Here is a 17,946-nt window from a genome sequence, read left to right on the forward strand (position 1 = left end):
ATAGCCACCCCCAGGCAAGCGTGTACCTGCGGCTGTCCGCCACCCTACTGAGCCGGTCCCCTGTCAGGCGAGGCCCGCCTCCTTCATCTGCCGCAGCTCCTTCTTCAGCTCGCCGACCTCGTCCCGGATCCGGGCCGCGACCTCGAACTGGAGCTCGGCCGCCGCGGCCCGCATCCGCTCGGTCATCTGCTCGATCAGCGCGGCGAGTTCCTCGGCGGGCCGGTCCGTGGGCACCGCGGCGGCACGGCCGCCCTTGGCGGCCTTGCCCGCGCCCGCCCTGCCCGCGGCCGCCCCGGCGGCGGACAGCGCCGGCACCGGGGCCTTGGCCCCCTTGCCGTCCTTGGCCTGCCGGTAGCCCGTGCCGAGGAGCTGCTCGGTGTCCAGCTCCTCCCGGGCGATGGTCGCGACGATGTCGTTGATCTTCTTGCGCAGCGGCTGCGGGTCGATTCCGTTGGCCGTGTTGTAGGCGATCTGCTTCTCCCGGCGCCGGTTCGTCTCCTCGATGGCCTTCTCCATCGCCGGGGTCATCTTGTCCGCGTACATGTGGACCTGGCCGGAGACGTTGCGCGCGGCGCGGCCGATCGTCTGGATCAGCGAGGTGCCCGAGCGCAGGAAGCCCTCCTTGTCGGCGTCGAGGATCGCGACCAGCGACACCTCGGGCAGGTCAAGGCCCTCGCGGAGCAGGTTGATGCCGACCAGGACGTCGTACTCGCCGGCGCGCAGCTCGCGCAGCAGCTCGATGCGGCGCAGCGTGTCGACGTCGCTGTGCAGGTAGCGGACGGCGATGCCGAGCTCCAGGAAGTAGTCCGTGAGGTCCTCGGCCATCTTCTTGGTGAGGGTCGTGACCAGGACGCGCTCGTCCCGCTCGACGCGCTGCCGGATCTCGTGCACCAGGTCGTCGATCTGCCCCTCGGTGGGCTTGACGACGACCTCCGGGTCGACGAGGCCGGTGGGGCGGATGATCTGCTCGACGAAACCGTCGCTGCGGGAGAGCTCGTACGCCCCCGGGGTGGCCGACAGGTACACCGTCTGGCCGATGCGCTCCTGGAACTCCTCCCACTTCAGCGGCCGGTTGTCGAGCGCCGACGGGAGCCGGAAGCCGTGGTCGACGAGGGTCCGCTTGCGGGAGGCGTCGCCCTCGTACATGGCGCCGATCTGCGGGACCGTGACGTGCGACTCGTCGATGACGAGGAGGAAATCCTCCGGGAAGTAGTCGATGAGCGTGTTGGGCGCGGATCCGCGCTCGCGGCCGTCCATGTGCAGCGAGTAGTTCTCGATGCCGGAGCAGGAGCCGATCTGACGCATCATCTCCAGGTCGTAGGTGGTGCGCATGCGCAGCCGCTGCGCCTCCAGCAGCTTGCCCTGCCTCTCCAGCTCGGCCAGGCGCGCCTCCAGCTCCGCCTCGATGCCGCGGATCGCGTTCTCCATGCGCTCGGGGCCGGCGATGTAGTGGCTCGCCGGGAACACGTACAGCTCGCGGTCCTCGCTGATGACCTCGCCGGTCAGCGGGTGCAGGGTGGAGAGGGCCTCGATCTCGTCGCCGAACATCTCGATGCGGACGGCCAGTTCCTCGTACACGGGGAAGATCTCGATGGTGTCGCCGCGCACCCGGAAGGTGCCGCGGGTGAAGGCGAGGTCGTTGCGCGTGTACTGGATGTCGACGAAGCGGCGCAGCAGCCGGTCGCGGTCGATCTCCTCGCCGACCTTGAGCGGGACCATCCGGTCGACGTACTCCTGCGGGGTGCCCAGGCCGTAGATGCAGGAGACGGACGCGACCACGACGACGTCGCGCCGGGTGAGCAGCGAGTTCGTCGCGGAGTGGCGCAGCCGTTCGACCTCCTCGTTGATGGAGGAGTCCTTCTCGATGTACGTGTCCGACTGCGGAACGTAGGCCTCGGGCTGGTAGTAGTCGTAGTACGAGACGAAGTACTCGACGGCGTTGTTCGGCAGGAGCTCGCGGAACTCGTTCGCCAGCTGCGCGGCCAGCGTCTTGTTCGGCGCCATGACCAGGGTGGGCCGCTGGAGCCTCTCGATCATCCAGGCCGTGGTCGCCGACTTGCCCGTGCCGGTCGCGCCCAGCAGGACGACGTCCTTCTCGCCTGCGCGGATGCGCTTCTCCAGCTCGGCGATGGCCGCCGGCTGGTCGCCGCTGGGCTGGTAGGGGCTGACGACCTCGAAAGGCGCCACCGTGCGTTCGATCTTCGATACGGGCCGCATGACTCCACCGTACGACCCCGCGCCGACAGTCACCGACCCCCGGCGGGCGGCGCCGCCCGCCGGCGCACGCGCCGCGCCGCGCGCCGTTCCCCCGTTCTGGTCCGTTTGTCGTAGTTCGGTGGCGGCCCGGTGATCTTCGAGCCCATGATCGCCCCAACGGACACCGCAGTGGTCACCACGGCAACGGCTGCCGTGCCGCGCCCGTCTGACGCAGCAGCAGGGTTCACGACCCGAGGGAGAACACATGTACCTCCGACCCGCCGCAGCGGCCGCCGCCGCCTTCCTGGGCCTCGCCTTCACCGCGCTCGGCGGCGCGTCCGCGGCGGCCGCCGCGGATCCGGGCGCCCCGGCCGCGGCGCCGGGCCTGCCCGGCCCCGTCGTGTACGCCCACCGGGGCGCCTCGGCGTACGCGCCCGAGAACACGCTCGCCGCGGTCGACGCGGCGATGCGGCTGGGCTTCGACTGGGTGGAGAACGACGTCCAGCGGACCAAGGACGGCGAGCTCGTGGTGATCCACGACGACACCCTGGCCCGCACGACCGACGTCGAGGAGGTCTTCCCCGGCCGGGCGCCCTGGCGGGTGCGGGACTTCACGGCGGAGGAGGTCTCCCGGCTCGACGCGGGCAGCTGGTTCGGCGCCTCGTTCGCCGGGGCCCGCGTCCCCACCCTGCGGGAGTACCTCGCCCGGGTGCAGCGCAACCGGCAGCGGCTGCTGCTGGAGATCAAGAAGCCGGAGCTCTACCCGGGCATCGAGGAGCAGACGCTGCGGGTGCTGGAGGAGGAGGGCTGGCTCGACACCGCCCACGTGCAGCGCCGGCTCGTGGTGCAGAGCTTCAGCGCCGACTGCGTACGCCTCGTGCACGGCCTGCGGCCGGACGTGGTGACGGCCTTCCTGGGCACCCCGCCCGTGGCCGACCTGCCCGCGTACGCCGAGTTCACCGACCGCATCAACCCCTGGCACACCACCATCTCCGCCGACTGGGTGGCCGCCGTGCACGGGCTCGTCGGGGCCCACGGCAGGGCGCTGGAGGTCGACACCTGGATCGTGGACGACGCCGTGACCGCGCGGAAGGTCCGGGACATGGGCGTGGACGGGATCATCTCGAACGCCCCGGACGTGGTGCACCGGGCGGTGCAGGAGGCGGTGCTCGGCTCACTCGTGCCCTGACCCCGGCCGGGCGGCCGGCCCCGGGCGGGGCCGCGCTGTCGGCGGGCGCCCGTAGGGTGGAGGGGTGGACACCGCCGAGCGGCCGGACGGGCCGTACCTGGAATGGACCGTCGTCCCCAGCGGCATCGGCCCGCTGCTGCTGGCCGCGACCCCGCAGGGCCTCGTCAAGGTCGGGTTCCACGCCGGCTCCGAGGCCCGGGTCCGCACGGCGGTCGACGCGGTGGCCGCCCGGCTCGGCGCGCGGGCCCGGCGCCCGCGGCCGGGCGCGGAGGTGCTGCTCGCCGAGCCGGTGCGCAGGATGGCCGGCTACTTCGCCGGATCGCTGCGCAGCTTCGGGCTGCCGCTGGACTGGCGGCTGTGCACCGGCTTCAACCGGGAGGTCCTGCAGGAACTGGACCGCTCCGTCCCGTACGGGTCGGTCATCGGCTACGGGGAGCTGGCGGCCCGCGTCGGCCGGCCGGGCGGCGCCCAGGCCGTGGGGCACGCGATGGCGGCGAACCCGCTGCCGCTGGTGGTCGCCTGCCACCGGGTCGTGGAGAACGACGGGGGGATCGGCGGCTTCGGCGGCGGCGTCGAGACGAAGCGGGCCCTGCTGGCCCTGGAGGGCGTCCTGCCGCAGCCGCTGTTCTGACCCGGCCGGACGCCGCCGCGCGGAAGGCCCCGGCCGGGTGGGCGGTTCCGCCACGGGGCGGCGGCTGGGAGACTGCCGGGGTGACCACTCCCGCCGCGCCAGGCCGCCCCGCCCTCCGCCCCGCCCTGCTCCCGGCCCCGCAGCCGCTGCCGCACCGCGGGTGTCCGGCATGAGCGCCGCACCCGGCGCCGGAACCGCGGGGCCGGCGGCTGCCGCCGTGGACCCGGCGGAGCTGCCCCGGCTGCGCCGCCGCACCTCGTGGGTGCTGATCGCCTCCCAGGTCCTGGGCGGCGTCGGCGTGCCGATCAGCGTCGCCCTGGCCCCGGTCCTCGCCGCCGACGTCGGGGGCAGCGAGGCCCTGTCCGGCTTCGCCTCGACCGCCTCGGTGATCGGCACGGCCGCCGTCTCGCTGCCGCTGGCCGCGCTCATGACCGCGCGGGGCCGCCGCCCCGGCCTCGTGCTCGCGTACGCGATCGGCGCCGCAGGCTCGGCCCTCGTCGTGCTGGCCGCCGTGGTCCGCAGCTTCCCGCTGCTGATGCTCGGCATGGCCGCCTTCGGGGCCGCCTCCTTCGCGGCCTTCCAGGCCCGGTTCGCCGCCGCCGACCTCGCCGCCCCGGACCACCGGGCGCGGGCCATCTCCGTGGTCGTCTGGGCGTCGACCCTCGGCGCCGTCCTCGGCCCGAACCTCTCCGCGCCCGCCAGCCGCAGCTTCGCCGGCACCTCCATACCCGCGACGGCCGGCCCCTTCGTGTGGGCCGGCGCCGTCTTCGCCCTCACCGGCCTGCTGCTCGCCGTCCTGCTGCGGCCGGACCCCCTGCTGACCGCCCGCGCGCTCGCCGGGCCCGACGGGCACGGTCCTGCGGGTCACTCGCTGCGCGCCGGGATCGCGGCCGTCCGGGCCTCGCCTCGGGCCCGGGTGGCGCTCGTCGCCGTCGCCGTCTCGCACACCGCCATGGTCTCGATCATGGTGATGACACCGGTCGACCTCGCCCACCACGGCGCCGGGCTGCAGCTGATCGGGCTGGTGATCAGCGGCCACATCGCCGGCATGTTCGCCTTCTCCCCGGTGATGGGCTGGCTCGCGGACCGCCTCGGCCGGCTCACCGTGATCGGCCTGGCCGCCGGACTGCTGGCCCTCGCCGCACTGCTGGCCGGCACCGCCGGCCCGGACCACGGACAGAACGCCCTCGGCCTGTTCCTGCTCGGCCTCGGCTGGTCCGCCGGGCTCGTCGCCGGCTCCGCGCTGCTGACCGACTCGGTGCCGACCGGTGCGCGGGCCGCCGTCCAGGGCCTCAGCGACCTGACGATGAACACCTGCGCGGCGGTGGGCGGCGCCGCCTCCGGCCTGGTGATGTCCGCGGCCGGCTACGGCTGGCTGAATGCGATCGCCGCGGCGCTGCTGCTGCCCATGGCGGCGCTCGCCCTGCTCACGGCCCGTCGGCAGGCCGCGGCGCGGAAGTGATCTGGTAGACCTTGCGGAGGGTCTCGTGGACGGTCCACACCGTCCGGTCGCCCTCCCGCAGGACGCAGGCGGAGCCCGGCCCGACCTCCAGCGTCGCGCCGCCCTCGACCTCGACCGTCGCCCGGCCGCTCACGACCACGAACAGCTCGTCGGCCTCGGTGTCGGTGACCACCCCGGGCGTGATCTGCCAGATCCCGCGGACCTGGCTGCCGTCGGGCGACTCCCACAGCACCTTGCCGGTGACGGCGGGGTTCCCGGAGAGGACCTGCGCGGGGTCGAGCTCCTCCGGTTCGAGTGCGGTGTCGGGGACGTCCGGCACGCTGACGGCGAAGGACGCAGGGGCCGCGGCGCTGTGATCGCTGGTGCTCATGGGGCGCCAGCGTAGTGCGGCGGGGGGCCGCTCCGGGGTGGCCTGAGTGTCCGGTTCCGGCGGCGGAACGAGGCACTGTGTCCAGCGCCGGTGCCGCACCGGTCCGGCCGGCGGGTGTTTGCGGGTGCTGATCCGGTGCCATGGATGGGGACATGTCACAGCACTCAGCATCTGCGCCGCGGCCCGCCGGGCCCGTCCTGTCCGAAGAGGTCCGCGAGGCGGTCGAGCAGGGACAGCCGGTCGTGGCACTGGAGTCCACGATCATCACGCACGGCCTGCCGCGGCCCCGGAACCTGGCGGTGGCCGCCGAGCTGGAGGCGGCCGTCCGCGCGGAGGGGGCCGTACCGGCGACGGTCGCGGTCATCGACGGGGTGGCGCACGCGGGCCTCGACAAGGACCAGCTGGAGCGCATCGCGGCCGGGGAGGGCGTACGCAAGCTCGGGCACCGGGACCTGCCCGCCGCCCTCGCGACGGGGGCGACCGGGGCGACGACCGTCTCGGCGACCGCGTTCCTCGCCGCGCGCGCCGGGCTGCGCGTCTTCGCGACGGGCGGGCTGGGCGGCGTCCACCGGGGGTACGCGCAGTCCCAGGACGAGTCGGCGGACCTGGGGCTGCTGGCGCGGACCCGGATCACGCTGGTGTGCGCGGGCGTGAAGTCGATCCTGGACGTGCCGGCGACGCTCCAGCGGCTGGAGACGCTCGGGGTCGCGGTCGTCGGGTACGGGACGGAACGTTTCCCCGGCTTCTACCTGGCGGACTCCGGCGAACCTGTCGACTGGACCGTGCACCGCCCCGAGGAGGTGGCACGGATGATGGCCGCCCAGGACGCCCTGGGCGGACCGGAGTCGGCCCTGGTCGTCGCCAACCCGGTGGCCGAGGCGGACCAGCTGGATCCGCAGCTGCACGACCGGGTCCTGGCCGAGGCCCTCGACGAGGCCCGCAGGCGCGGCACCACGGGCCAGGCCGTGACCCCGTTCCTCCTGGACCACCTCGTACGGGCCACCGGCGGGGCCTCCCTGGAGGCCAACCTGGCGGCGGTACGGGGCAACGTGGTGCTCGGCGCCCGGATCGCGGCGGCCTGGGCGGCCCGCCCGTGACGGCGGCCGGCCAATCCCCCGGCGGCGCGCCCCGGCCGGGTGCGCTGCTGGTCGTCGGGGACGTGGTGACGGACGTGGTCGCCGTCCACCCCGAGCCGCTGGCCCCGGCCACCGACACCGCCGCCCGCATCCGCACCCTGCCGGGCGGCGCCGGGGCGAACGCGGCCTGCTGGGCGGCCCACGCCGGCGCCCCGGAGGTGCGCCTCCTCGCCCGGGTGGGCGCGGAGTCGGCGCAGTGGCACGAGCGGGCGCTGCTGACCGCCGGGGTGCGGCCGAGCCTGCTCATAGACGCGGCCGAGCCCACCGGGACGGTGGTCGCCCTGGTCGGCCGGGACACGGAGCGGACCTTCCTCACCGACGGCGGGGCCGCGCTGCGGCTCGGCCCCGGGGACTGGTCGCCGGACCTGCTGGACGGGGTCGCGCACCTGCACCTGTCGGGCTACCTGTTCTTCGCCGACTCCGCCCGCGCCCTGGCCGCCGCGGCGCTGGCCGACGCCGTGGCGCGCGGGGTGCCGGTGAGCGTCGACCCGGCCTCGGCGGGCTTCCTCACCGCGCTCGGTCCGGACCGCTTCCTGCGCGCGGCGGCGGGGATCGGCGTCCTGCTCCCGAACGAGGACGAGGTCCGGCTGCTGGCCGGACTGCCGGCCTCGGCGGGGACCGCGCGGGCCGCGGCGGAGCTGAGCCGCCGCGTGCCGCTGGTGGTCGCCACGCGGGGGGCGGCGGGCGCGCTGGTCGCCGAGGGCGGCCGGGTCGTCGCGGAGGTCCCGGCGGAGCCGGCGCGCGCGGTGGACTCCACGGGCGCCGGGGACGCGTTCACGGGCGGGTTCCTCGCGGCCCGGCTCGCGGGCGCGGATCCGGCCGGCGCGGCCCGGGCGGGCTGCCGGTCGGCGGCCCTGGCGGTGGCCCGGCTGGGCGGCCGCCCGTGACGGCGCCCGCGGGTCAGCGGCGCAGGCCGGTCCAGGCGGGGTGGCGGGGGTCGTCGGCCCGGACGACGGCGTCGGCGAGCGCCGCGGGGCCGGTCTCGGCCTCGTAGCGGGCGAAGGCAGGCAGGGTCCAGCGCTCGGCCTCCCCGGTGCGGCGCGCCAGCGCCCCCGGGGAGAGGCGGATGTGCACGCTGAGGTCGAAGGGGAACCAGTGGCCCAGCAGCAGCGGCCCGTGCACGATGACCGCGGCGCCGGGCGGGAGTTCGGCGTAGGGGCTGCGGGTGGCGCGGTCGGTCGCCGGGTCCCACAGGTCGGGCAGGACGCGCCCGGTGCCGCCCGGGTCGGTCGGACCGAACACCTCCCGCCACAGGGCGCCGGTGTCGTACCAGCCGGAGAGGTAGGAGTCGGCGTCCCGTCGGCCGTGTTCGAACCGCAGGGACGCCGGTCGCAGGAACCCCTCGGCGGGGACGGCGAGGACGGCCCGGCCGCGGGCGCGCAGGGCGTCGGCGAGCAGCGCGGCAAGGCCGCCGGTGTCCGCGGCGGGCGCGCCGTCGATGCCGACGCGCTGCCAGGCCGGCGGGTCCGCGGCCGGCGCGTGCTCGTCCAGGTGGCCGGCGAGCCGCTCGGCCATCCGCTGCCAGGTGATCGGTTCCAGGTGCACGGGTTCCATTGTCAGTGCCCGCCCCTAGCTTCATCCCCGAAGGGATCACCGGCGGGACGGAGCCGTCGGCCCGACCTTGGGGAGGGGTCTGTCATGGCTCGCGAGACCACGTACCTGGAGCTGTCCCAGGACGGCGGCGGGGCGCACAAGTTCTACGAGGTCGTCGTGGACGGCACCACCGTGGTGGTGCGCTACGGGCGCATCGGGGCCGCCGGCCAGGTGCAGCAGTCGTCGTTCCCGACCGCCGAGAGGGCGCGCGCGGCCGCCGCGAAGAAGATCGGGGAGAAGATCCGCAAGGGGTACGCGCCCGCGGTCCAGGGGCAGCGCGCGGCCCGTCCGGTGACGCGCCGCCAGGTGGCCTCGGCGCCGTCGACGGCGCGGGCGGTCGCCCCGGTGCTGTGGCGGTTCCGGACGGGCGCCTCCGCCTTCGGGATCCACGTGGACGAGGACCGCTGCTGGGTCGGCAACCAGGCGGGCGACGTGTACACGCTGAGCCACGGCGGCGAGGTGCTGGCCCGCTACTCGCTGCCGGACGGGGTCAAGTGCCTGGTGGCGGACGAGTTCTGGATCTACGCGGGGTGTGACGACGGCGCCGTGTACGACCTCTCCTCGAAGGTCCCGTTCAAGGCGTACGACATCGCGGAGGACGTCGACATCTTCTGGCTGGACATCCGCGAGGGCGTGCTGAACGTCGCGGACGCGAACGGCGGCCTGACGGTGATCGACCACGAGGACGAGTTCCAGTGGTCGCGGAAGTCGTCGGGGGCGCAGGCGTGGATGGTCCGGGCCGACGCGGACGCCGTCTACCACGGGCACGTGGACGGTGTGACGGCCTACGCCCCGGACGGCAGCGGCGAGTTGTGGCACACGCGGACCAACGGGCAGGTGCTGTTCGGCTGGCAGGAGGACGACGCGGTCTTCGCGGGCACGGCGCGGCACTGCGTCCAGCGCCTGTCCAAGGAGACGGGCGCGCTGGAGGCGACGTTCCGGTGCGACGCGGCGGTGTACTCGTGCGCGACGTCGCCCGACGGCCGGCACGTCTTCGCGGGCGACTCGTCCTCGTCGGTGTACTGCTTCGCCGCGGACGGGCGGCGGCTGTGGAAGCTCGGCACGGGCAGCGGCTCGGCGCTGTCCATGCAGTACCTGGACGAGCGGCTGTACCTGGTGACGACGGACGGCTCGCTGGTCTGCGTCGACGCGAGCGAGGCGGCGATCTCGGCGGCCCGGGAGGGCACGGTGCCGACGGCGGTGGACGTGAAGTCCGCGGCGGCGCTCCCCGTCTACACCCCGGCGGCCTCGGCCGCGGCGGTGGCGGCCGTCCCGGCGGCGGCCGCTCCGGTGGACGGCGTGGTGGTGGAGTGCGTCCAGCAGGGCGGGCGGCTGCGGGTGCACGTGGTGTCGGGCGGCTACGAGCCGTCGTGGAACGTGCAGTTCCCCCGGGGGATCAGGGAGCCGGGCGCCCGCTACGTGGTCGACGGGCTGCATGCGGCCTCCGGCGGGTTCTACCGGGTCCGCGGCGAGATCCGCCGCCTGGTCTGAGCCCCGCCCCTGCCCGCGGCGCGGCGCCAACGGACGGGCCGGGCAAGGTGATATCCGGTCCGGACGGCGGTATCACACCGTCATGAGCCTGGTCGTGTTCGAGTCGGCGAAGCCGGTGCACTGCGCCCGGTGCCGCTGCGGCCCGCTGCGGCACCTGGTGCGCGAGGCGGGGGTGCCGCGGTGCCTGGACTGCGCGGACCTCGGTCACCTCGTCTACCTGCCGCGCGGGGACGCGGCGCTCACCCGGCGGGCCAGGGAGGCGAGTTCCCTGTCGGCGGTCGTCGTCCGCTTCAACCGGCGCCGCCACCGCCACGAACGGCAGGGCGTCTACGTGGAGGACGCCGCGCTGGCCCGGGCGGAGCGAGCCTGTCTGGCGGACGCGGAAGCGCGGGCGCGCCGCCGCGAGCGGGACCGGCTGCGGCGGGCCGCCGAGGACGTCCGCTTCACGGCGGCGTTCGCCGGGGAGATCCTGCGGCTGTTCCCCGGCTGCCCCGCGGACCGGGCGCAGGCCATCGCCGCGCACGCCTCGGTCCGGGGCAGCGGCCGGGTGGGGCGTACCGCGGCCGGCCGGGCCCTGGACGAGCCCGCCGTGTACGTGGCGGTGCGGGCGGCCGTGCGGCACACCGACACCGAGTACGACGCGCTGCTGATGGCGGGGGTGCCGCGGTTCGCAGCCCGCGCCCGGCTGGCCGCGAAGATCGACGCGGTCCTGGACGCCTGGCGCATCCCCCCGCAGTCCGCGGCCCCCGGGGCCGGCCCCGGCGCGGCGGCGGCTCCGGCCTCCGGCGCGGTGCCGGATGCTGCGGCGGCCGCCCCGCCCTGACCGGCGGCACCTCCTACCCGAGGCGGAACCGCCGGTACAGGAGCGCGCCGCCGAGGAGGATGCCGCCCGCGGCGGGCGCGAGGTAACCCACGCCGTCGGCGCCGGTGTGGGCGAGGGCCGGGCCCTTCGGCGGGGCGTCCTGGACCACCGGCTGCTCCTTCGGCGGCGCGACGGGCTGGACCGGCTTGGCGGGCGTGACCGGCTTGACCGGCTTCGGCGGCTCGACCGGCTGCGGCGGCTTCGGCTGCTCGCCGTTGACGGAGCTGTTGCCGACCGAGGGGTTGCCGATGCCGACGACGTTCACGGAGTTGCCGCTGACGTTGACGGGGAGCGCGACCGGCAGCTGGATGCCGTTGCCCGAGACGACGCCGGGCGACCCCGTCGCCCCGCCCTCCGCGTGGGAGCCGCCGCCGGTGCTGCTGCCCCCGGACGGCGCGGACCCGCTGCCCGAGCCGGTGTTGGCACAGCTGTTGCCCGCCGCCGGATTCAGCAGGCCCACCACGTTCACGGTGTTGCCGCACACGTTGACCGGCGTGTTCACCGGCAGCTGGATCAGGTTCCCGGACAGCAGCCCCGGCGAGCCCTCGGCCGAGCCGCTCGCGTCCGCGTCGGCGTACGCGAAGCCGCTCACACCCGCGACCGCGAGTCCGCCTCCCGCGACCACCGTCGCAATCAGGCCATTACGGCGACTGTGACGCATCAGATTCCCTGCCTTCCGGAGAAGTTCACGGGCCATGTACCCGCACCGGAACAACGCGTTAAACCCATTCGGGTTATAGCGGGGCAGGGCATTTCACCCGATCGAGTAGGGGGTATGGCCGTCCCATGACTCAGCGACCGCTGCTCTTCCTCGACGTGGACGGCCCCCTCAACCCCTTCCGCTCGTACACCGCCGGGTTCCGCGGCTACACCAGCCACCGCATGCACCCCTCGGTGTGGATGTCGTTCCGGCGCCCGCACTCCCGGTCGGCCCGCCGCGGCCAGCGCGTCCGCCTGCACCCGGGGCACGGGGCCCGGCTGCTGGCCCTGCCGTACGAACTGGCCTGGGCCACGACGTGGATGGACGAGGCCAACACGCTGGTCTCCCCGCACATCGGACTGCCCGGCGACCTCCCGTACATCGAGTGGTCGGACTTGTTCCCCCACGACCCGGACGGACTGTCCTGGAAGACCCGCATGCTCCTCGACTGGGCGGCGGGCCGCCCCTTCGCCTGGGTCGACGACATGATCAACGCGCGGGACCGGGCGTGGGTCACCGCCCGCCACCCCGCGCCCGCCCTGCTGCTGCGCATCCACCCCCGGCACGGGCTGCGCGACCGCGACTTCGCGGCCCTGCACGCCTGGGCCGACCGGCTCGGGCCGGCAGGGTCCGACGGGGTCACCCCGCCAGCGCGCTGACCGGGTCCGGCGAGGGGCGGCCCGTCGGCCACCAGTCCTCGGCGCCCGGCCGGGACTCGTACGCGTACCAGAGCCCGTCACGCCCCAGCCGGAGCTGGCGCGTGACGCAGGTGAGCCGGTTGCGCTCCGGGCGGAAGGAGCCCTGCGCGGCGGCGAGGAGCGCCGGTCGGGCCCGGTCGAAGGGGCCGGCGGGCGGGTCCCACGGCTCCTCCAGGGCGGCGAGGCCGGCCGGGCCGCCCTGCCGCCAGGCGGCCGCGGCCCGCGCCAGGTCCGTCGTGGTCCGCCCGGTGGCGCGGGCCAGCTCCCGGTACAGGGTGCGGGCCGGCCCGGTGAGGCCGGCTGTGTGGTGGGCGGAGGCAAGCCGGACGGCGTCCTGCCACAGGCCGAGCCCGCCGAACGGGTCCTCTCCGGTGGCCAGCAGCGCCAGAGCCCGGGCGGCCGCGTCCGCGGCGAGCTGGTCCAGGGCCAGCGGGTCCGGGGCGCCCGGTATCGCGGGATCGTGCGGCCACCCGGGCGGCGCCGCGGGCGCGGCCGGGGCCGCCGCCGGGGCGGGCAGCGGCGGCAGCACCGTGCGGGCGAGGGCCGCGCGCGCCGGGATGCCCGGGAAGCCGGCCGCGGCGGCGGGCCGCTCCCGTGCGGCGTGGGCGGCGTTGCGGCGGGTCAGCTCGGCGGTCAGCTCCCGCTCGCCGCGGCCGCGCAGCAGGAGCAGGGCGAACGGGTCCTCGTCGAACAGGCGGGCCGCCCGGTGGCACAGCGCCGCCGCGTGCTTGCACGGCGGCCGGCCGGTGTCGGGGCAGGAGCAGCGCGGCAGGAGCTCGCCCGGCCCGGGCAGAACGGACTCCGCCAACACCTGCGGAACCTCCCGCTCCAGCAGGGCTGCCAGCGCCGCCGGATCGCCTGCCACGGCCTCCAGCAGACCCTCCCACTCGCCGTCGGCGAGCACCCCGAGGGCCAGCTCCGTCCGGTACGGGCGCGCCCGGCTGCCCCGTACGTAGGCCACGATCCGGCCCGGTGTGACCGTGACGGCCTCGACATGCCCCTCCGCCGCGTACGCCCGCCCCCTCTCCATGCGTGCCGCGTCGGGCGCGGCCCGCTCCAGCGACGCCGCCCAGGCCCTGCCCCACCAGGTGGCCGGGTCCGCGCCGGCGGGGAGGGCGGCGAAGGTGCGGCGGCGGTCGTCCCGCGCGGTGATCATGCGGGCCTCCGCAGGGACACGAGGTCGGCGAGCTCCCGGTCGGTCAGCTCGGTCAGCGCGGCCTCGCCCGATCCGAGCACCGCATCGGCCAGCGCCCGCTTGGATGCGAGGAGTTCGGCGATCCGGTCCTCGACGGTCCCCTCGGCGATGAGCCGGTGGACCTGCACGGGCCGCTCCTGGCCGATCCGGTGCGCCCGGTCGGTGGCCTGCTCCTCGACGGCCGGATTCCACCACCGGTCGAAGTGCACGACGTGCCCGGCGCGCGTCAGGTTCAGGCCCGTCCCGGCGGCCTTCAGCGACAGCAGGAACACCGGCACCTCGCCCGCCTGGAAGCGGCGCACCAGTTCCTCCCGCTGCGCGACCGGGGTGCCGCCGTGCAGGAACTGGTGGGGGATACCCCGCGCCGCCAGGTGCCGCTCGATGATCCGCCCCATCGTCACGTACTGCGTGAACACCAGGACGGCCCCCTCCTCGGCGAGGATCGTGTCGAGCAGCTCGTCGAGCAGGGCCAGTTTCCCGGAGCGGTGCGCGATCCGGGGCCGCTCCTCCTTCAGGTACTGCGCGGGGTGGTTGCATATCTGCTTCAGCGACGCCAGCAGCTTCATGACCATGCCGCGGCGCTCCATCCCCCCGCTCCCCTCGATCACGGCCATCGCCTCGTCGACGGCGGCCCGGTACAGCGAGGCCTGTTCGCGGGTGAGCGGCACGGGGTGGTCGGTTTCGGTCTTGGGCGGCAGTTCGGGCGCGATCCCCGGATCGCTCTTGCGGCGGCGCAGCAGGAACGGCCGGACGAGCGCGGCGAGCCGGGCGACCGCCGCCTCGTTCCCGCCGTCCTCCTCCGACTGGTGCTCCACCGGCCGGGCGTGGCGGGCGCGGAACGCCGCCAGCGGGCCGAGCAGCCCCGGAGTCGTCCAGTCGAGCAGCGCCCACAGCTCGGAGAGGTTGTTCTCCACCGGCGTCCCGGTGAGCGCCACCCGCGCCGGCGCCGGGATGGTCCGCAGCGCCTTCGCGGTCGCCGAGTGCGGGTTCTTCACGTGCTGCGCCTCGTCCGCCACGACCAGGCCCCACGGCTGGGCCGCCAGCCGGGCGGCGGCGGCGCGCATCGTCCCGTACGTGGTGACGACGAACCCGCCGGCCAGGCCGTCGAGGCTGCGGTCGCCGCCGTGGAAGCGGCGCACGGGCACCCCGGGCGCGAACTTCTCGACCTCCCGCTGCCAGTTGCCGAGCAGCGAGGCCGGGCACACGACCAGCGTCGGCTCGGGGCGGTCGCGGTGCAGGTGGAGCGCGATCAGCGTGACGGTCTTGCCCAGGCCCATGTCGTCGGCGAGGCAGCCGCCGAGGCCGAGGGAGGTCATCAGGTCCAGCCAGGCCAGGCCCCGGGCCTGGTAGTCGCGCAGGGTGGCCGTCAGTCCGGGCGGCTGCGGCAGCGGTGCGAGCTCGGCGGTGAGCCGGTCCCGCAGGGCGGCGAGCGCGCCGGCGGGGACGGCCTCCACCGGCTCGCCGTCTGCCTCGGCGGTCCCGGTGAGGACGGCGGTCAGCGCGTCCACCGGATCCAGCAGGCCGAGGTCGCGTTTGCGGGCCTTGCGGACGAGCTCGGGGTCGACGCGCACCCACTGGTCGCGCAGCCGGACCACCGGGCGGTGGGCGTCGGCGAGGGCGTCCATCTCGGAGGGGGTGAGCCGGTCGCCGCCGAGGGCGATCTCCCAGGAGAACGCGAAGAGGTGCGCGGCGTCGAAGAAGGCCGTGCCGTCGATGGCGGAGCCGGGGGCCGTGGCCCGGACGGTCGCCGTCGCGGTGAGCGTACGGGCGAGCTCGCGCGGCCAGTGGACGGGCACTCCGGCGGCGGCGAGCCGCTCCGCGGCGGTGCCGAGCAGGTCCTCCAGCTCGGGATCGGACAGGGCGAGCGCGTCGGGGGCGGGCTGGTCCAGCAGCCGCAGCAGCGGCGGCCAGACGCGGGCCGCCCGGCGCAGGGCCAGGACGGCGTCGATCCGGGCGCGGGGCCCGAATCCGACGGGCGCGGCACCCGCCCACAGCGCCCCGGCGTCGGCGACGAGCGTCGGGTCGGAGAGGCTGTGCACCTGGACGACGGCGGCTCCGGACCGGCGGACCTCGCCCTGCCCAGGGTCTTCGGGGTCGGGACCGGTGTCGTCGAAGAGGCGGAACGCGGACAGGTCCAGCCGCAGCGAGAGCCCGACCCCCGCGTCGGCGCCGTCGGCGATCCGGGCCGCCCAGTCGCGCAGCGCGGGCACCCGCTGCGGCTCCTGCGCGGCGAACGGCAGCCCGGCGGCGATCGGCGCGGCCGGGGTGCGCGGCAGGCAGTCGGCGACGGCGTCGAGGAAGGCCCGCACCAGCGCCTCCGGCTCGGGCAGGGAGACGGGGCGGCGGCCGGGCAGCGGCACGGCGTGGCCCTCGGCCGGGAGGGCGGCGGCGACCGCGCGCAGCGCCGCGACGTCCTCGGCGGCGAGGGGGCCGGCCCGCCAGGCGTCGGTGTCGTCGGCGGTGAGGCCGGGCAGCAGGCGGCCCCGGGCGGTGAGGGCGAGCGCCTGCGTGGCGGCGGTGGCCCAGGCCCGGGTGGCGGGGTGGGCGGCCGGGCTGCGGGCGGCGCGGACGAGCAGCGGCAGCGCCGCCGCCACGGGCAGCACCACGGCGGGGACGACGCGGGTGCGCACCCCCCGGCCGTGCGGGCGGACGACGTCGATCAGCGCGGCCTCCGCGCCGGGGATCCCCGCGGCCTCGGGCAGGGGAGCGCCCTCGGGCGACCAGAAGGCCAGGCGGCCGCGGCGCGGGACCGGATCGGGCAGGAAGACGGCGGGGTGGGGCAGCAGGGCGTACGGCGGCGGCTCGGGGGGCGACACGCTGCCTCCTCTCCTGCTCCGGCCGGGCCCTGCCCGGGTCTTCCGCCCGGCTCCGCTTCCGGGCCGGATCTGCTCTGCCGAGTGTAGGCGCGGGCAGTGACAACGCCGCTGAACTGGCCCTTCACCGGCGGCGGGCACACCTCCGGGGCAGCGGTGGGACCATGGGAGACCGAGGGCCGGCAGGCCCGGAGCGGCCGGCCGGGCGGCGCCGGCGACGGGACGAGGCGGTGAGGCGGTGGCCCATGCGTTCCGGTAACGAGCCCGTGACCGCCCGCAGCCCGCTGCGCCTGCGGTTCTGGCTGAGCCTGTGGGGCCTGGTGTGGGCGGGGGCGGGCACGGCGCTGTTCGCACTGGCGGACCGGCCCGGCTGGGCGGCGTTCTGCGGAGTGGTCGCCCTGCTGGCGGCCGTCGACCTGGTGGTGGTGGTCCGCCGCATCCGGCAGGGCCCGCACTACCAGCCGGGCCGCGACATCCCCCCGTACGAGCCTCCGGCGGGCCCGCGCCCGTAGCCGCCGGCCGGCTACTGCTCGAAGCGGGCGGCGGCGAGGTAGTCGGGCTGCGGGTCGAGGGCGGCGGCGAGCCGGAAGTGCCTGCGGGCCTGCTCGGGGCGCCCGGAGCGCTCGTGCGTGCGGGCCAGCGCGAAGTGCGCGAAGGCGTTGTCCGGCTCACGCTCCAGCACCAGCTCGAACTCCCGCTCCGCGCGCCGCAGCTGGGCGGAGGCGAAGAAGGCCCGGGCGCGCAGCAGCCGGGCCGCGGTGCTCTCGGGGTGGGCGGCCAGGACCGAGTCGAGGAGCTTCACCGCGCCGCGCGGGTCGCGGGCGGCCAGCAGCCGTTCGGCGGCCCGGTAGTCGATGACGTGCGTCGCCGGGGACCGGCCGGCCGACGCGGCGGGCGGCGGGGTATCGGACACGGTCTGCTCCTTCCCTCTTCCCCGGCCTTGAACGCGGGTCCGCGGGCGGCTATTCCGTGCCGGGCGCGGCGCCCGCGGCCGCGGCGGCCCGGGCGGTGAGCTCCTCCCACACCTTGCGGACCTGCGGTTCGAGCGCTTCGAGCGGACCGTCGTTGTCGATGACCAGGGTCGCGACGGCCAGCCGCTGCTCCCGGGTGGCCTGGGCGGCCATCCGGGCGCGGGCCTCGTCCTCGGCCATGCCGCGCAGGGCGGTCAGCCGGGCGAGCTGGGTCTGCGGTGCCACGTCCACCACCACGACCAGGTCGTACAGCGGGGCGAGGCCGTTCTCGGTGAGGAGCGGCACGTCGTGCACGACGATCGCCCCGGGCCCGGCGGCGGCTTCGAGCTCGGCGGACCGGGCCCTGACCAGCGGGTGCACGATGCCGTTCAGCACCTTGAGCTTCTCCGGGTCGGCGAAGACGACCGCTCCGAGGCCCGGCCGGTCAAGGGTGCCGTCGGGGGCGAGGACCGAGGCGCCGAAGGCCTCGACGACGGCCGCGAGGCCGGGGGTTCCCGGTTCCACGACCTCGCGTGCGATGCGGTCGGCGTCGACGACGACCGCCCCGTACCCCGCGAGCAGCCGCGAGACCTCGCTCTTGCCGGCACCGATTCCGCCTGTCAGGCCCACCCTCAGCATGCGCAGCAGCGTAGCCGCTGC

At 76.0% G+C, this 17,946-nt stretch carries 17 protein-coding genes; 9 read left to right on the top strand and 8 right to left on the bottom strand.

Annotated elements, in window-relative coordinates; translation table 11 throughout:
• Nucleotides 1-63: 63 nt before the first annotated feature.
• Nucleotides 64-2,217, bottom strand: coding sequence for an excinuclease ABC subunit UvrB (gene uvrB / locus C0216_RS22890; RefSeq protein WP_114057094.1), 2,154 nt, complete (start codon nucleotides 2,215-2,217; stop codon nucleotides 64-66).
• Nucleotides 2,218-2,461: 244 nt separating this feature from the next.
• Here uvrB and C0216_RS22895 point away from each other — a divergent pair, with 244 nt between their 5' ends.
• From C0216_RS22895 to C0216_RS22905, 3 genes are all read left to right on the top strand, one after another.
• Nucleotides 2,462-3,385 (top strand): glycerophosphodiester phosphodiesterase, encoded by a 924-nt coding sequence (locus C0216_RS22895; RefSeq protein ID WP_114057095.1) that lies wholly within the window; start codon nucleotides 2,462-2,464, stop codon nucleotides 3,383-3,385.
• Nucleotides 3,386-3,449: 64 nt separating this feature from the next.
• Nucleotides 3,450-4,016, top strand: coding sequence for a methylated-DNA--[protein]-cysteine S-methyltransferase (locus tag C0216_RS22900; protein ID WP_114057096.1), 567 nt, complete (start codon nucleotides 3,450-3,452; stop codon nucleotides 4,014-4,016).
• Nucleotides 4,017-4,185: 169 nt separating this feature from the next.
• Nucleotides 4,186-5,478: an MFS transporter gene (locus C0216_RS22905; RefSeq protein ID WP_114057097.1), complete on the top strand. Its 1,293-nt coding sequence runs from the start codon at nucleotides 4,186-4,188 to the stop codon at nucleotides 5,476-5,478.
• Here the strand turns inward: C0216_RS22905 and C0216_RS22910 are convergent.
• Entirely contained in the window at nucleotides 5,444-5,848 is a 405-nt protein-coding gene (locus tag C0216_RS22910) for a cupin domain-containing protein (protein ID WP_114057098.1), read from the bottom strand. The two genes, C0216_RS22905 and C0216_RS22910, sit on opposite strands and share 35 nt — an antisense overlap.
• 152 nt (nucleotides 5,849-6,000) lie before the next feature.
• Between C0216_RS22910 and C0216_RS22915 the strand changes: the two genes are divergently transcribed.
• Together C0216_RS22915 and C0216_RS22920 are read left to right on the top strand one after the other, a co-directional pair.
• On the top strand, nucleotides 6,001-6,945 hold the full coding sequence (locus tag C0216_RS22915) for a pseudouridine-5'-phosphate glycosidase (RefSeq protein ID WP_114057099.1): 945 nt from the start codon (nucleotides 6,001-6,003) through the stop codon (nucleotides 6,943-6,945).
• A complete protein-coding gene (locus tag C0216_RS22920) occupies nucleotides 6,942-7,871 on the top strand; it encodes a carbohydrate kinase family protein (protein WP_174250443.1) in 930 nt (309 codons plus the stop codon). Before C0216_RS22915 ends, C0216_RS22920 begins: the two co-directional genes overlap by 4 nt.
• Nucleotides 7,872-7,884: 13 nt before the next feature.
• Here the strand turns inward: C0216_RS22920 and C0216_RS22925 are convergent, their stop codons facing one another.
• Complete coding sequence (locus tag C0216_RS22925; protein ID WP_114058856.1) at nucleotides 7,885-8,529, bottom strand: uridine kinase; 645 nt, start codon at nucleotides 8,527-8,529, stop codon at nucleotides 7,885-7,887.
• A gap of 93 nt (nucleotides 8,530-8,622) precedes the next feature.
• On the opposite strand from C0216_RS22925, the gene C0216_RS22930 reads away from it, so the two are divergent.
• Nucleotides 8,623-10,068 carry a WGR domain-containing protein gene (locus C0216_RS22930; protein WP_114057100.1) on the top strand — a complete coding sequence of 482 codons (1,446 nt, stop codon included), beginning with the start codon at nucleotides 8,623-8,625 and terminating at the stop codon, nucleotides 10,066-10,068.
• An 82-nt stretch (nucleotides 10,069-10,150) separates the two neighbouring features.
• On the top strand, nucleotides 10,151-10,891 hold the full coding sequence (locus tag C0216_RS22935; protein WP_114057101.1) for a DUF2293 domain-containing protein: 741 nt from the start codon (nucleotides 10,151-10,153) through the stop codon (nucleotides 10,889-10,891).
• Between the two features lie 13 nt (nucleotides 10,892-10,904).
• Here C0216_RS22935 and C0216_RS22940 read toward each other — a convergent pair whose 3' ends face one another.
• A complete protein-coding gene (locus C0216_RS22940; protein ID WP_174250444.1) occupies nucleotides 10,905-11,591 on the bottom strand; it encodes a chaplin in 687 nt (228 codons plus the stop codon).
• Nucleotides 11,592-11,716: 125 nt separating this feature from the next.
• Between C0216_RS22940 and C0216_RS22945 the strand changes: the two genes are divergently transcribed.
• Nucleotides 11,717-12,289, top strand: a complete 573-nt coding sequence (locus tag C0216_RS22945; RefSeq protein WP_114057102.1) for a hypothetical protein — start codon at nucleotides 11,717-11,719, stop codon at nucleotides 12,287-12,289.
• Here C0216_RS22945 and C0216_RS22950 read toward each other — a convergent pair.
• Nucleotides 12,270-13,484, bottom strand: coding sequence for an SWIM zinc finger family protein (locus C0216_RS22950; RefSeq protein WP_114057103.1), 1,215 nt, complete (start codon nucleotides 13,482-13,484; stop codon nucleotides 12,270-12,272). The two genes, C0216_RS22945 and C0216_RS22950, sit on opposite strands and share 20 nt — an antisense overlap.
• The gene (locus C0216_RS22955) at nucleotides 13,481-16,339 is read right to left on the bottom strand and encodes a DEAD/DEAH box helicase (RefSeq protein ID WP_114057104.1); all 2,859 of its coding nucleotides are present in this window, start codon (nucleotides 16,337-16,339) and stop codon (nucleotides 13,481-13,483) included. Before C0216_RS22955 ends, C0216_RS22950 begins: the two co-directional genes overlap by 4 nt.
• Nucleotides 16,340-16,581: 242 nt before the next feature.
• Here C0216_RS22955 and C0216_RS22960 point away from each other — a divergent pair, with 242 nt between their 5' ends.
• Nucleotides 16,582-16,848 (top strand): DUF6343 family protein, encoded by a 267-nt coding sequence (locus C0216_RS22960; protein ID WP_114057105.1) that lies wholly within the window; start codon nucleotides 16,582-16,584, stop codon nucleotides 16,846-16,848.
• Nucleotides 16,849-16,859: 11 nt separating this feature from the next.
• Here the strand turns inward: C0216_RS22960 and C0216_RS22965 are convergent, their stop codons facing one another.
• Both C0216_RS22965 and coaE read right to left on the bottom strand, forming a co-directional pair.
• Nucleotides 16,860-17,249 (bottom strand): tetratricopeptide repeat protein, encoded by a 390-nt coding sequence (locus C0216_RS22965; RefSeq protein WP_114057106.1) that lies wholly within the window; start codon nucleotides 17,247-17,249, stop codon nucleotides 16,860-16,862.
• Between the two features lie 49 nt (nucleotides 17,250-17,298).
• Nucleotides 17,299-17,925, bottom strand: coding sequence for a dephospho-CoA kinase (gene coaE / locus C0216_RS22970; protein WP_114057107.1), 627 nt, complete (start codon nucleotides 17,923-17,925; stop codon nucleotides 17,299-17,301).
• Nucleotides 17,926-17,946: the final 21 nt, after the last annotated feature.

This window comes from Streptomyces globosus, from assembly GCF_003325375.1.
GTDB lineage: Bacteria > Actinomycetota > Actinomycetes > Streptomycetales > Streptomycetaceae > Streptomyces > Streptomyces globosus_A.

Bases quoted from the DNA above. Each gene is read 5' to 3' on its own strand.
- C0216_RS22895 (WP_114057095.1), top strand. From the start codon at position 2,462: ATGTACCTCCGACCCGCCGCAGCGGCCGCCGCCGCCTTCCTGGGCCTC.
- C0216_RS22960 (WP_114057105.1), top strand. From the start codon at position 16,582: ATGCGTTCCGGTAACGAGCCCGTGACCGCCCGCAGCCCGCTGCGCCTG.
- uvrB (WP_114057094.1), bottom strand. From the start codon at position 2,217: ATGCGGCCCGTATCGAAGATCGAACGCACGGTGGCGCCTTTCGAGGTC.
- C0216_RS22915 (WP_114057099.1), top strand. From the start codon at position 6,001: ATGTCACAGCACTCAGCATCTGCGCCGCGGCCCGCCGGGCCCGTCCTG.
- C0216_RS22945 (WP_114057102.1), top strand. From the start codon at position 11,717: ATGACTCAGCGACCGCTGCTCTTCCTCGACGTGGACGGCCCCCTCAAC.
- C0216_RS22950 (WP_114057103.1), bottom strand. From the start codon at position 13,484: ATGATCACCGCGCGGGACGACCGCCGCCGCACCTTCGCCGCCCTCCCC.
- C0216_RS22905 (WP_114057097.1), top strand. From the start codon at position 4,186: ATGAGCGCCGCACCCGGCGCCGGAACCGCGGGGCCGGCGGCTGCCGCC.
- C0216_RS22940 (WP_174250444.1), bottom strand. From the start codon at position 11,591: ATGCGTCACAGTCGCCGTAATGGCCTGATTGCGACGGTGGTCGCGGGA.
- coaE (WP_114057107.1), bottom strand. From the start codon at position 17,925: ATGCTGAGGGTGGGCCTGACAGGCGGAATCGGTGCCGGCAAGAGCGAG.
- C0216_RS22935 (WP_114057101.1), top strand. From the start codon at position 10,151: ATGAGCCTGGTCGTGTTCGAGTCGGCGAAGCCGGTGCACTGCGCCCGG.
- C0216_RS22930 (WP_114057100.1), top strand. From the start codon at position 8,623: ATGGCTCGCGAGACCACGTACCTGGAGCTGTCCCAGGACGGCGGCGGG.
- C0216_RS22910 (WP_114057098.1), bottom strand. From the start codon at position 5,848: ATGAGCACCAGCGATCACAGCGCCGCGGCCCCTGCGTCCTTCGCCGTC.